At 50.9% G+C, this 13805-nt stretch carries 12 protein-coding genes and 1 pseudogene; 3 read left to right on the plus strand and 10 right to left on the minus strand.

Annotated elements, in window-relative coordinates:
- Window positions 1-2: 2 nt before the first annotated feature.
- The 8 genes and pseudogenes from LJY18_RS16620 to LJY18_RS16650 form a co-directional block, all read right to left on the minus strand.
- Complete coding sequence (locus LJY18_RS16620; RefSeq protein WP_238042902.1) at window positions 3-458, minus strand: hypothetical protein; 456 nt, start codon at window positions 456-458, stop codon at window positions 3-5.
- 682 nt (window positions 459-1140) lie between these two features.
- Window positions 1141-2004: a methyl-accepting chemotaxis protein gene (locus LJY18_RS22775; RefSeq protein ID WP_442964501.1), complete on the minus strand. Its 864-nt coding sequence runs from the start codon at window positions 2002-2004 to the stop codon at window positions 1141-1143.
- Window positions 1999-3075: pseudogene (locus LJY18_RS22780) on the minus strand (HAMP domain-containing protein); the annotation flags it as partial. The gene LJY18_RS22775 and the pseudogene LJY18_RS22780, both read right to left, overlap by 6 nt.
- Before the next feature lie 183 nt (window positions 3076-3258).
- The gene (locus tag LJY18_RS16630) at window positions 3259-3972 is read right to left on the minus strand and encodes a hypothetical protein (protein ID WP_238042904.1); all 714 of its coding nucleotides are present in this window, start codon (window positions 3970-3972) and stop codon (window positions 3259-3261) included.
- Between the two features lie 86 nt (window positions 3973-4058).
- Window positions 4059-4913 (minus strand): cache domain-containing protein, encoded by an 855-nt coding sequence (locus tag LJY18_RS16635; RefSeq protein ID WP_238042905.1) that lies wholly within the window; start codon window positions 4911-4913, stop codon window positions 4059-4061.
- 606 nt (window positions 4914-5519) lie between these two features.
- Complete coding sequence (locus LJY18_RS16640) at window positions 5520-5795, minus strand: hypothetical protein (RefSeq protein WP_238042906.1); 276 nt, start codon at window positions 5793-5795, stop codon at window positions 5520-5522.
- Window positions 5796-5963: 168 nt separating this feature from the next.
- Window positions 5964-6323 carry a Rieske (2Fe-2S) protein gene (locus LJY18_RS16645; RefSeq protein ID WP_238042907.1) on the minus strand — a complete coding sequence of 120 codons (360 nt, stop codon included), beginning with the start codon at window positions 6321-6323 and terminating at the stop codon, window positions 5964-5966.
- 11 nt (window positions 6324-6334) lie between these two features.
- Window positions 6335-7261 (minus strand): VOC family protein, encoded by a 927-nt coding sequence (locus tag LJY18_RS16650; protein ID WP_238042908.1) that lies wholly within the window; start codon window positions 7259-7261, stop codon window positions 6335-6337.
- A 681-nt stretch (window positions 7262-7942) separates the two neighbouring features.
- On the opposite strand from LJY18_RS16650, the gene LJY18_RS16655 reads away from it, so the two are divergent.
- Window positions 7943-8554 carry a TetR/AcrR family transcriptional regulator gene (locus LJY18_RS16655; protein WP_238042909.1) on the plus strand — a complete coding sequence of 204 codons (612 nt, stop codon included), beginning with the start codon at window positions 7943-7945 and terminating at the stop codon, window positions 8552-8554.
- Between the two features lie 267 nt (window positions 8555-8821).
- On the opposite strand, the gene LJY18_RS16660 is transcribed toward LJY18_RS16655, so the two are convergent.
- Both LJY18_RS16660 and LJY18_RS16665 read right to left on the minus strand, forming a co-directional pair.
- Window positions 8822-9934: an FAD-dependent monooxygenase gene (locus LJY18_RS16660; protein WP_238042910.1), complete on the minus strand. Its 1113-nt coding sequence runs from the start codon at window positions 9932-9934 to the stop codon at window positions 8822-8824.
- A gap of 424 nt (window positions 9935-10358) precedes the next feature.
- Window positions 10359-11357: a fumarylacetoacetate hydrolase family protein gene (locus LJY18_RS16665; protein WP_238042911.1), complete on the minus strand. Its 999-nt coding sequence runs from the start codon at window positions 11355-11357 to the stop codon at window positions 10359-10361.
- 381 nt (window positions 11358-11738) lie between these two features.
- On the opposite strand from LJY18_RS16665, the gene LJY18_RS16670 reads away from it, so the two are divergent.
- The gene (locus LJY18_RS16670) at window positions 11739-12746 is read left to right on the plus strand and encodes an ornithine cyclodeaminase family protein (protein ID WP_238042912.1); all 1008 of its coding nucleotides are present in this window, start codon (window positions 11739-11741) and stop codon (window positions 12744-12746) included.
- A 46-nt stretch (window positions 12747-12792) separates the two neighbouring features.
- A complete protein-coding gene (locus tag LJY18_RS16675) occupies window positions 12793-13803 on the plus strand; it encodes a dihydrodipicolinate synthase family protein (protein ID WP_238042913.1) in 1011 nt (336 codons plus the stop codon).
- Window positions 13804-13805 lie beyond the last annotated feature (2 nt).

Raw genomic sequence — 13805 nt, forward strand, 5'->3', positions numbered from 1 at the left:
CGTCACACAATAATCCAAGAAACCAAGGGGTAAGGTTGATCCGCTGCGACGTCATGCTGTTGCAGCACGACCGTACGGCGCGACTGGCTGCGAGCCTGCTCTGCGAGACAATGCCAGACCTCGCGCGTGGTGAGTCCAGCGACCGCACCGCTGCGCTCGCGCCACAATGGTGCGAGCGATTCCTGCCACAACTTCGTGAGTCCGTCCGTTACCTCGAGCCGCCCGACGCTGCTCGCAGCGTGCTGATGGGCAAAGGCCAGGCTTGGCGGCAGCCGGCGGTCCGTCACCACGTAGCGGATGTCGAACTGCGAGGTGCTCAACGCCATCCGAACTTGCTCCCGGGTAGGCGCAAAAAGCGTTGGGAGTACACCCAGCATCGCAAGCGCCGAGGCGCTTCCTAGGGCAGTGAGTAGCTTCCTCCGCCCGACTCGAAAGTCTGGAATATTGGCGATCGACATGATCCCTCCGAATGCATTGTGGTATGAGGTAAAACACAGAATATGGATAGACACCCTGCCGTCGCCGACCAGTGCCAGGCCGTTAACAACCGCGCCGCTCACCTCTAGGTTCAGCTCTGGTGCATATTTGCCTGCTTAGCGCGTTCACTTTGTGCTGCCCAGGGTGGATTTTGTCTGCACGCACAAATATAAACGCACCGTATCGTTTTGTGCAATCTATTCCGTGCAGATCTAAGCCAAAACTAGTCTTTCGCAAGTACCGAGCCGAGCGGCACTCTCGACGTGCGACCCCACTCCTCGCGTTTGAATGTGCAGTTGTGCGGCGTGAGATGTGCGGAACAGATATTCGTTTTCCCTTGCGATAGCGCACCACCGCACGCCCCGAAAAAATCTTGGATCGTCTACCGACGGCTTGCGGAAGTTGCGCTTTTTATAATCAAAATCGCAATATGTGCCGTAAATACCGCAGTCATTTAGCATCCGCGTGATTCTGGGTTCGGCAAAAACTCAGTTGCAGCAGATATAGTTGGAAGCCTCTCATGTCGCAGACTCCACGTCAGTTTGACGCCTGGGTAATGACGATTGGACTACCCCCGCCCCGGTAGACATCCCCGGCCTATGGGGATAATCTTCACGCAACGACTCATATCCAATTAGATAATTTCGCCTTAAACCGTAATATTCATGTCCGAAAGTGTCCAACCGCGGCATTCAACTCCGCGTCGACCTGCTGCAGTTCCAGCGTTAAACGCTGTAAATACACACTTTCCTGGGCACTTTCCTCTGCTACTTCGCGAACTCGCACTATGTTCTGGCTAGCCTGCTCTGCCACAACTCGCTGTTGCTCCGCAGCAGCTGAAATTTGTTTGTTCATCTGATCAATGCTCGATACGGCGCGAGTAATTCGTGTCAGCGCCTGAGATGCCTGACCAGCAAGAATTACTGTTTCACCTGTCAGAGCATGGCTACCCTGTAGCCGCTCAGTTGCCTGCTGGGCGACACCACGCAGGCGGTCGATCAATCCTTCGATTTCAGCAGTAGAACTCTGTGTGCGGCGCGCCAGGCCACGCACTTCGTCAGCGACCACTGCGAATCCACGACCGTGCTCACCAGCTCGCGCCGCTTCAATAGCCGCATTTAACGCCAACAAATTGGTCTGCTCTGCTACAGCTTTAATCACATCAAGCACGCCACCTATAGCGGTACTTTCTGCTAGCAACGATTGCATAGCCTCAGCGCAGCCGGTCATTTCCAAAGCAAGCTGGTCGACTTTGGAGCCCGCTTGGCGTGCTAAGTCGTCACCTTCGCGCGCCTGGCTATCGGCAAGAGTTACTGCGGCACTAGCGGCCTCGACGTTACGTGCAACTTCGCTGGCCATCGCCGTCATCTGCTGCATTGCGGTAGCGGCGATTTCAGTCTCCTGCCGTTGTTTCTCAACTCCCCGACTACTTCGCTGAATGACGTCAGCAAGGCTCCCTGCCGTTCCATTGAGTAGGCCTACCCCGGTACCAATTCGGCCAACCAAGCCCCTTAGACTCTCCAACATGCTATTGACGGTATCCAATAGTTGCCCAAGTTCATCTTGCCGAACGCTACCACTTTCAAGTGTACAGCTCAGGTCACCCGCAGCAACTCGCTGAGTCAGATGAACAGCCCTACGTATTGGTTGCAATATCAACTGGCGTATCAACAGACTCGCGCCAATACCCAGCGTTAACGCCAGCAGGCTAATCAAGCCAAGCTGTCTGTATGCGTTGCGACCGTCGCGTTGGATCGCCTCGCTCTGAAAGTGGTTGGCTTCATCTAACAATTCACTGACTTTCTGGGTTTGTGCGCTCATTGCTTCGCTACTACGAGCGCTTTGTTTGCGGCTGGCAGTGAACTGCTTGAAGGCTTGTCGATAATCCCCAAGCGCATTACTTGCAGCCTGCAACGAAGCCTTTTCCTGATCGCCGAGATTGATCACCTGCATTGAAGACTGTAGGTCACTCATTCTCATCTCCCAATCGCTACGGTAACGCTCCTCACCATCTAGCGAATAATAAATCTCGCTATCACGTAGTTTGACCAGTTTGTCACGCAGAGCGGTGATCTGCTCCAACAAGAACAATTGCCCGCTTTCCGGAGGGGTACCTTGTTCTTGTTGGGCGTTCAACGCATCTAACTGGTCGAGAAATACCAAATTGAAGCTTTCACCCGCTGTCTGCGCGAGTGTTTGCATGCGCAACCGAGCCTCTCGTGCTTGCCGCAGAGAATCAGCATAACTTAGGAATTGCTTCAAATAGTCGCTGGTTGCATCCCGCATCGCAATCTCAGCGCTATTTTTGCTCGGGAGTTGATTGAAATGCTGAGTAAGCTGCTCAACTGAACCTCGCACTTGATCCTGCGCCAGCGGCGCAAGATTGAGCGCATATTCTTTTTCCGCGATACGAGCCTGCAAAATTGATTTTTGAATCCAGGATTCAGTGCGAAGTTGCTCACCTCTAACCCCCAACAGACTCAAAGAATGGAAGGCGGTAACCCCTACCCCGAGAGTGAATAGCAGCACCAACCCAAAACCAATCGACAGCTTGGCGCCTACTGACAGATCCCCCAGCAACCGGCTCGCCAAATACATACAAATCTCCTCTACATGGCAGTAGTGGTGCACTTGCAACAGGAACACAGCCCTAGCAGCAGAGCACTTATTGTTGTGCCAAAAGGTAAAGCCCGCCGTCCGGAACACTAAGAGTTACCGAGAGAACTGAAGGCTTGGTCCTATAGAGCGCTATATGAAGCGCTCATTACTGGGGCATTGTAGTCACAGCGCCCGCAACTCCGATCTGATTTGCTCCATGTAATAAGCAACTCCGTTGGGAATGGAGCCTCGCTGATTATCCAATAAACTTGGCCTGATATAGCCATAAATCCGTCGAAGCTTGCCCCGCTCTACTGACTGATCAGGTAGCAGTTTACTGAGCCCTTCAAACTCTTGATTAATCCGGTTATCAAGGTGTTGCATTGGATTTTCAACTCCGTCCATCGCTGAGACGTTGAGTGAGCCAAAGGTTCGGGCCTGATAAACAAGCAACAGGCGACTCAAGTCTAAATCTAGTTGTTGTACAAGCAGAGTTTTAGCGTCAGCCGGGTGTGCCACTGCGTATTGTTTGGCAGCCTCAGAATCTAGTTTCGCCTGAGCAGTGAGAATGGGATTTAACCATGTAGGAAACATCATTGGGTCAAGATCAAACTTGCCTTCCAGCTCAGCTGTTTTATACCTCATTCCAGCCAACGCCTCACCCATGACTGTTTCGTGCTCGCTGGATACTAGGGTCTGAAGCTTGCGAAATGCCGCCTTGTATCGCTCCGCGTAAAGCGGCTCTGCACCGCCTTGATGCGGATTTAGAAACAAAATCAAGTAGCTACAGGCAGTAAATGACTCTATACGAATCGAGTGTAACCGCTCGGCCGAAGAGCCCGCATGAGCCCAGCTGGACAACGTGAGCAGAACAGCCAAAAGGAAATATAAACGCATTGTGGTGTCCTGAAGCAGGAGGAGCATCGGGATTAATATTTTGAGTTATTCCAATTAAATCGAACCGATGACTGGCACTACGGTAGTCAACGTGGGTTCTGGTAGTACCCCACGGCCAGTATGTAATGACCGACCTTACTCACCAACGCGTGCTTGTCTTCAACCTTCGAGGTAACTGGGTTTTTCCACCGGTAGTCGAACTCCGCGGTATTAGATTTGCTCATTAACGCCAGTATGGGAGCTCCCACAGGCTTACCATCGGAATCGTGGATAGTGCCAAAGTCCACACCGAGTAAACGCGGGTTATAGCCATGGGCGACGTAACGCTGGCTACTTAGATCAACCACAAACACATAAAGATCGTCTTCACGATAATCTGCAGAAAGGCCATTGATCGCTTTGATCAGGCTCTTCGGATCTGTTTCTAGAGCACTAGTTGCCTTGACTAATAAACCCTGGGCTTGCTCCGGAGTGGCTCGCGGTAAGTACACGCCGACGGCGATGATGCGATCCTTGTAACGCTGGTAATACACCTGCTTACGTTCGACACGGCCGTCGCGGACGTTCATCCAGCGGTACTCAGCGGTGTTGATGCGGCCATTTTCAGGAGCTGCTAAGGCCTGCTGAAATGCTCGGCGCAGCTCAGGTTCAAGTGCATTGGACACATCGCGGCCTATCAAAACAGCCGAGGAGCCTCCACTGGCAAGCATGGTACCGTGGGTATCAACGACAAATACGTAATGCTCACCATCAATAAACTCACCCTGCCTACTAAATGCCGCGAGTGCGGCATCACCTTGGTCGCGATAGTAAGTCACCGCATTATGCAAAAGCTGCTTAGCCCGGGTCGCTTCAGGCGTACCCTGCGCTTTGGCATCCGTAGCTAAAAGGAATACCACCGACAGCGTCAGTCCAGCTCCAATAGATTTCAAACTACGCATCGTTTACTCCAAAATGCAGGTACCAAGAAGCACAAGCTTAAGTTCTCCAACCGGAGTTGGATTGGGATAAGGGTGGCAGGAACGCCCCTACGTTTACTTATCAAAAGTCGCTTTAACACGGGTAAAGCCATCGGTGCCGAAAAATCAACTCTGTCAACAGCCTTGCATTAGTCCGCACCTACACTGCTGGACAAGGTAGAAAGCGAACCTAATTTAGCAGTTCAAAGCTGGCTATAAAATCAACCTCGTAACCAATGGTTTAATTCCGCTCAGCGTCACTACAGCTTCGTTCATCACTTTCGCTCCAAATGATGAACGCCATAACATGGCTGTGTAAAAAACCACTCAGCCTTCAGAGACCATACAAGGATTCTGTATGAAAAAAATGGAAACTACATGTGCACTTTCAACACATCATCAGTGACAAAAAGGCACCCCGCTGTTATCCGTAAATTTAAATTATCAAGTTTTCCTCTAACAAATCCTTGGTACGGACCTACCGCGAAGCCTGCAGCAATCTGAATTTCTTACTAACAATACCAGATCACCAGCTCCTCACTTAGCTAAGCATCAGTGGACGTCCAACCACTAATACTTTAAACCTTTTTAATTGTCAGCAATATTTATTAGAACTAAATTAACGCCTACAAGACCGCTCATCAAACCACTAAAAAAACCACTAAAAAAACCACAAAGGGCATTACCAATGGAAACATAAAGCAAATTTAGTTGCGCAGAAACTAAACAATAGGCGGCTAGAAAAGCAACGACAGCCGAAACCATGACTCCAATCACGCCAGCAAATGAAGATTCCTTAGCAATTATTTTCACAATCGATTGACCCAAATAATTCTCGAAAATAATAAACGCATGGATAAGCATGCCCAAATCAGAAACTAGTAATTATAGAACCCATCAATCATCATTCTCCGTAGTCCTTCGGATTTTTATATACCGCGACAATACCCCAACATTCAATGGCACATCCAATCCGCACCCCAATCATCAGAGCTTGCGAACAAATAACAGACTGACATAAACGTTCTTTAGTCACAGTTTATTGCCGAATACAAAAATATCTCCCAACTCACCTACCTTAATATCAACCTGCGTAAGGCTCTGCCCTACACATGCACCCTTAATGCAAAGGCCGGTATCTATTTCAAATACAGCCCCATGCCCTCGACAAATGATGTACTCCCCAACGCTATCAAGATACTGGTTTTTTTTTAACGGCAATGTAGAACCTGGCCAATGCGGGCATGAATTTCTGTAAGCGTAAATCCCCTCGCCGTTATTAACAAAAAAAATGTCATCACTGCCAAAATCTGCAAACCTGACACCGAATGAGGTCCCAGTAGGTATGTCACTTACATGACATACCCACATGGTTTCTTCAGGGAAACTCATTGACCAACCTATTATTTCGGACCGCCCGGCGCCCACTTTTCACGCCAGTTAAACAGGAATATTTGAGAATTATCGACAATTGCCGGAGCAACTCGAGGGACCCAATCATCATCATGCTGATCCATATCAGCGTCATACTCAATATGGCACCCCAGAGGCGTATTAAAGTACCAGAACCAGTTTGAGCCAAACTGATGGCGACCCGGCCCCCAGTAACTCTCATAACCTTTGCCAGCGAACGCGTAGCCTGCACTGAACACCTCAGAAGGCCCACCCATGTGGAAAGTAAAGTGCTCGCAGCCTTGCAATTCGGGTGGTGTCTGGATAAAGAAGAGCGTGTGGTGATCAAAAGTGCCAGCTGGACGCAGAAATGGCCCCATCCCAACAAAGCGATCTGACAGTCTGAAACCAAGCCGGTTGGTATAGAAATTTTCAGCTTTCTCTATATCGGGCACGAAGTAAACGACGTGAGACAGACTGCGAGGTTTTGGTGGGGGCAATGAATTATCCGCAATAACACCTGTTGTGTTGGCTGGCCTATGGATACTACCGGGCGCGTTGACACGCTCAGCACTCAAGTTAATATCCTTTCTAACTGTAATCTGAAAGCCCAAAGTGAAACCGACATCGTCCACTACCTCAAGCGAGCCATCAAGAAGAACCTTAATCTCGCGCTCCCCCTCAAACTCACACTTAATCTCATCAAGTACCGACTGATCTTTCACACCATATACGGTCTTTCTAAGCATGTTAGCCGTTTCTAGGGTCCAAGCCGGCAGGGATGAGTCGTCTCGGTGCTTAACAACTACGCCCGTTCCATCCAATGCCTCAAAACGGCCCTCACCAACCGGATTTAACCCGTAATCAGTGAAGAACTTTTCGCATTGTTCAACATCATCTACGCCAAAAATTAGAGTGTCAGGTCCAATAATATTCATTTTTTGTTCCCCTTATTAGGTTACTTGACGTCCGCTCAAGCATGCAAACTCAACTTATATACCACCCGAGTCACAAGCTACTATTAACTTTTTTTGAAGGCTTATCTTTTTCGGCCATTCAAATTACACGCACCATCGGCATCAGCCGCTCTAAAAACCTACAACTGGCTGAAGCACATATTTAAACTCAATCCCTCGTCGACTGCGGCAGTCCCTCTGCAGTTCTCGCCACCATGCGCACTCTCACAGGCTCAGGCACAGCGGGAGGACAGTCCGTGGCGCCCTCCCTTTCCAGCAACTACCTGAATCAAGCTGGGCTCCAGCAGCCTCCGATCTATCATCTGAAAACCAACCAATAACCATACAGCCCTTCCTCCTCACTCAGACATAGGCTTGAAATTGCGCCTCTAGGTCGGATGTCTAAAAATATACGATACGTTACGTATTGTAAAGCCACGAGAACCAATTTTCCAATCAAAGTAGAAAGCTTCATAAAATCTAAAAACCTTCGGCACGATGCCCACGAGGAGACGTACAGCTACCAACTAATTGAATCCACCCCGCGTGAAAACGGGGTGGAATTCTGGCGGAACACTCAATATACTGATCACATCGTTTCGATTTAACCCAGTAATGAAAAAACCATTCAATATCAAATACTTGGACTATGGAGCCTCACTAATGCAGGAAAAATCATCCGCCTCGGCGAGCAAATCGTCGGTCGGTCGGCCGCGAAGCGAAGCTACGCGCCGTCAGATTTTAGATGCAACAATTAAGCTTCTTCAGGAAAAATCAATTCAGGCAATCTCAATTGAAGCGATTGCAAGAGAGGCTGGCGTAAGCAAGGCAACTATTTATAGATGGTGGGATTCCAAAGCCCTCGTTGTAATTGACGCATTCATCGAAAACCATCTCGTCAAAACAACTTTGCCTCGCGAACTTGGCCTAAAAGGAGCGCTCGCCCATCACTTCCGCTCACTGGTCGAGCAATATTCGGGGTGGTCTGGTCGTGTAGTTGCTCAAATAATCGCAGAGGGCCAGTCGGATCCGTCTACATTGAGAGCTTTTAGAGAACGGTTTCACTACGGGAGGCGCGCAGTAATCAGAGAAACTATCGAGGAGTGGCGCAAAAGCGGCGAAATCTCGGCTGACACTAACGTGGAAATTTTGATGGATGTTATTTATGGCGCTGTGTATATGAGACTGATGATTGGCCACGCTCCATTGGATGCTGAGTTTGCCGACGCGCACATCAACTACGTCTACCACCTGCTGGGAGTAAATAACTCCTGAGATAGAGTTACCCTAGAAGCAAAATAGACAGTCCCTCTTGCGGACAGAACTTTATTATTCAACTCGAACCATCGGGCACCTTTTTCCCCTAACGAAAATAAAGCTTTTATGGTTCATTAGCAAATTTCGAAATTCCAGGTCCAAAGAATAAAAATCGGTGCGGATCAAGACAGATAATAACTTCCTCTTATTCCGCAAATAACGACCTCAATTCGCTGACATAGCCGAACCAAGGTCGCCACCTTCACTAGCGACTACGCTGTCACGCTAAATAGGCTGCCCTAGATATTGGTAGGTCTGCAGCAATAATGCGCTTGACCTTTCCCTGTTTCCAATAGCATCCCCCTGTTCGTATCGGCAGAGCTGCATTGACGCGTCATAGATTGTTTTCACCCGGTCATATCGACGATCGCTATAGGCCTCAAGCGCCTCTCTAGCAGAATTAGTGCTAGCAACGCATTCTGCGAGCACCACCGCATCCTCGATGGCCATACCTCCACCGGAGGTCATATGCGGGGTTGGCGCATGCGCAGCATCACCCAAGAGAACGACACGACCAAGATGCCAAGGGGCGGGCACCAAAGTAATATCGAGAGGACGGAAAATAATTTGCTTAGCATCCGTTACCAACTCAAGCGACTCCCGAATAGTCGGGGCAGTATATTCAGCCAGTCGCTCGCGGATTAGCAGATGAGCCTCCCCTTCCGGAATTCGCAAAGGCTCCTGGCTGTTTTCCAAGAAAAAGATGTAGCAAGAGTCTTTCGAGGTAGGGAAAGAACCAACAGTTCTCCCTGACGCGCTACGATACAGGCAGAATGCATCTACCTGGTCGGGACGTGGAGCATTGAAACGCCATACACTTTGACCAGCGAAGCGAGGACCGCAGTCGACTCCAAACACCTGCTCACGTAATTTGGAGTAGGCTCCGTCGGCGGCCACTACCAAGTCGTAGATCCCCTCGCGACCGTCGGAGAATCGAACTTCGACACAATCTCCGCGGTCCTTCAAATACTCAATTGTCAGCCCCTTCTCAAGGATAGCCCCTGCTCCCGCCGCGGCAGTTTCAAGGATGCGGGCGAGCTCTGGTCTAGGTATCCCGCAGCTAGGCGGGGCTGGATTGGTTTGCAGGAGTTCACCCGCAGAGTTGAACTGACGGAATGCATTGAAATGAAATCCGCTATCCAGGCAGGGCTCCGCCAACCCAAGCGAGTCCAAAGCTCGCATTGCGTTGTGCAGCAAACAGATTCCAGAACCCGCAGTAGGGGTATCAGGCTTGATATCGATGCTATGAACATCAACACCCACTTTTCGTAGCGCGTAGGCGGCAGTAGCGCCACCAATCCCACTGCCCACAATCAAAACGCGTTTGACTCTGCTCATCTCTTGTCTCCTCTCCGCTTCTGTGGCGGGTGGTCACTGCTGGAAAGCAGGCTGATCACTGGAATGCGAGTGGTGCCATGCCGAGCCACGTGGATTACGTGGCGAGTGACGATTTCTGGTAAGGCACAACGTTTTTTTCTGAACCCCATAACAACCTTGGAATCCATCATAATCTGCTGCGCTGATGCGCGCCGTGGATTGCCTTAAGTATCAGTCGACATAGCTATTTTACTGCAGCATATATCGCCCCACTCACAAGCTAACCATCGCGTCTGGCCGCGTGAATTTCAGCGGATATTTCTAAAAATCGGTTATGGACACACATAGCTATACCACCATCCTCCTTCCTTTCGGATTGCGGCAGATCAGAAGGTTGCCGATCTACCGAAACACACCCACCCACCAGGCTACTGGCGCATTTTACTTACATGAAGGGTTGGCGCTTCTCAGGCCACCACCCACCCTCTTTCTTCTCACCAATGCGATTTCGAAGAACACCAACACCTGCAACGTCCAGCTCAACTACATCTCCCGGGTTGAGACTGCGGCCCAACTCCAGCGCCGAACCGTTACCCATAGTGCCAGATCCGATCACATCACCCGGCTGCACATGGTCATCGATGGAGACGTAAGCAATGAGTTCTTGTGGAGTCCAAAGCATTTCCGAGGTGTCACCCTGCCCCCAGATTTCGCCATTGACCCGAACCGACATAGCAATTTTGTCCAAGCTGGCAAACTCATCAATCGTGGTAATCCACGGCCCAATACCATAAGCAAAATCCTTGCTTTTGGTCGGCCCCATACCAATATCGAATTCTCTTCCCTGAAGGTCGCGGGCACTAAAATCGTTGAAAATTGTTAGACCAAAAAGATGATCGAGGGCGTTGTCCGGAGTGACGTTATGTGCACGCTTACCAATCACCCAGCCAATCTCCAACTCATAGTCCAGTCGCTGACCTTGCGCTGGCCATGGCACCTCAGCTTCGTGACCAATGACTGTCCATGGCGTTCCTTTGAAGTAGCCAGGAATGTCAAGCAGCGCCGAAGCTGGCGTTTTATCCATGCGCTCATGAAACTGCCGGATGTGCTTAGTAAAGGTAAGGCCATCGCGTACAACCGAAGGATCGCAGGCAGGTCCCCAGCGGAGGCCATCAATAGCGAGAGAAGCATCATCACCGCACATTTCTGCCGCCTCTGCAGCTGAGTCAAGGAACTGCTGCCCAAGTGCGATTGCAGCCGACATGCTCTCGGGAAACAGTATTGATGCGTATCGAAGCGCCGCCTCGCGGGTAGCGCCCTGTGCCTGCAGGCGTAGCGATTCCGCTGCGCGCAGATCAACGACACGGCCCTGCTCGGGCACAACCAAACAAATGCGCTGTACTGGGCCGTCTAAGCCGTCGACCACAAACCTACCTAATTTCATATAGCTCTCCCAGTCATTTTGGCGTCAATGCATACCAGATACTATACGCACCGTTTCCAAAGTACAACCATGGATGCCCCACGTCAAATAACGCGAAAACCCGATTGACAATCAAGCTTACAGCCAACGATACTTTAGATACGTTGCGTGTCGTTTATCTTCTCATGCCAATGCATTGACGCGCCTCATGAAGAGCAATTGATCTGGTAGATCAACGAGGTATTTCAGTCCAGACGACACACTGCCATGGGGCCTTTCGGCGGTTCGGATTAGCTGATCAGCGTCCGAAAACGTATTTGACCCTTTGGGTGTAGATACAAGCCACTACCGCAATCCAAGGCCACGCAATCGACTTCTAAAAGTTTTCACGGAGTTCAAATAATGACTGCCCCCCTTCAAGCACCCGTGTTCGTGTCTAGCGATGTCGCAAGATCTGTTTTCCGATGGGAAGATGCCATTGCGGCGCTGCAGAAAGCGTACGGCCATAAGATTCCGGCGAAGGCGACGCCGCCACGCACCGTTGCCGTTCTTGATAAAACATGGCTGCGAACACTTCCGGCTATACCGGTAGGTGGACGCTATTACGGTGCCAAATTGATGGGCTCAAACATGGGGGGGGACGCGCCACCAGGAATTGAGTACGTCATTGTGCTGTTCGATCGGACGACAAATCGAATCGCTGCATTTATCGATGGAAACTTGGTTACTGGGTACCGCACTGCGGCCACTTCAGCTTCAGCCCTAGACCTACTTGCCCCTAAGCGACCAGCCCGACTCGCCGTTCTCGGCAGCGGTTTGGAAGCCTCTATGCATACACGAGCTTTCGCAAGCGTGCGCCAGCTAACCGAAGTGACCGTATTCAGCCCGACTCAGGCACGACGCGAAGCGTTTGCAGCAGCTGTAACTCGTGATCTAGGGATAACAGCTAAAGGGGTCGCCTCGGCCAGAGAAGCTGTAGAGGGTGCCGATATCGTGCTAACTGCCGCTCGCTCTCAAGGCGAGGAACCCATTCTTTTCGCTGCCTGGCTGAAACCAGGTGCGACAGTCGTATCGATTGGCTCAACAATTCCTGAACAACGTGAAATCGACGTTTCGGTAGTCGAGCGAAGCGATCTAATCATTTGCGACACCCTGGAAGAAGTGCTGGAAGAAACGGGAGACATGATTGCTGCACACGCTGCCGGCATCCGCTTTCACGACAAGGCCTTCAGCCTGGCCGACTTGATGAGTGGCGCGTGCAACGATCAACTATGTCGTGCGAAGGCCCCTATGTTCAAATCGGTTGGCGGGGGCCTGCAGGACATCGTAGTTGCAGAGTTGATTCTGACCAAGGCACTAGAGGCTGGCCAGGCGACACCATTGCCTATCGAATTTGAAACGAAACGCTGAATCGCACACACCGATTACCATTAACGCAAACTGTTAGGAGCCGTCCATGGCCAACTACAACAAAAAGGACGCCCGCGACTGGGCACGTGAGCGCCTCAACGGCGTCGGCAACGTCACCATTCCAACCCTTACTGCGGACTTCAAACGCATCAACGAAAAAGCTGTTCGACATGATGTAGAGCTCGCCATTAAGCACGGCTTCGTCGGCTCGCTCTCCTGCTCTGAAGTTGCAATCACACTCGACCAATACGGTGAATTTTGCCGCATCATGGCCGACCAAGCAGCTGGTCGCCTCATGGTCATTCACCACGCGGTATTTAACACCCTGGAAGACAACATCGAGGCAGTAAAGTGCGCCGAAGCAGCTGGCGCCGACTTGGTACTCCTCGGCTACCCACCGTACTTCCATCCAAAGTCTTTCGACGAGGTATTTGAGTACACCAAAGCGTTTTGCGACGCGACCAAACTTGGCGTTATCGTTTTCCCTTTACCCGCATGGGGCTTTGGTCGACTTCACCCGGCCGACATCCCAGTTTCCGTGCTGCGCCGGATGGTAGATGAGATTCCTAACGTCGTTGCTATCAAAGCAGAAGGTGGACTGCCCTACATCATGTCCGCCATTGAAGTACACCGGGAGTTCCATAAGGAAGTAGTTATCTCCTCCCCACTCGAGTACGAGTACGTACCGCTGGCGCAGGTAATGGACATCCCCTTCTGTGGTACTAACTATTCCTCGTATTACGGCCCGACGATTCCGCACATCCACAAACTCATTCAGTCCGGTAACCACGACGAGGCAACCCAGCTCTGGTACAAGATTGACCCCGCACGCAAAGCGTTCGCTAGCCTCCCAATGGCCGCCAACGGCCTGCTGAACCGAATGATGTGGAAGTACCAAGGCTGGCTACAGGGTTACAACGGCGGTCCATTGCCGCACCCAACGCAGCGCGTGTACCAGCGAGACATGGTAGTGCTGCGCAAAGGGTTAGAGGCCGCAGGTCTTAACCCAACCACTGACATTGACGAAGCCTTCTTCGTCGGCCGAAACCCTGCGTGAGA

The sequence above is a fragment of the Pseudomonas sp. MMS21 TM103 genome, from assembly GCF_022132145.1.
In the GTDB taxonomy this organism is placed as follows: Bacteria; Pseudomonadota; Gammaproteobacteria; order Pseudomonadales; family Pseudomonadaceae; genus Aquipseudomonas.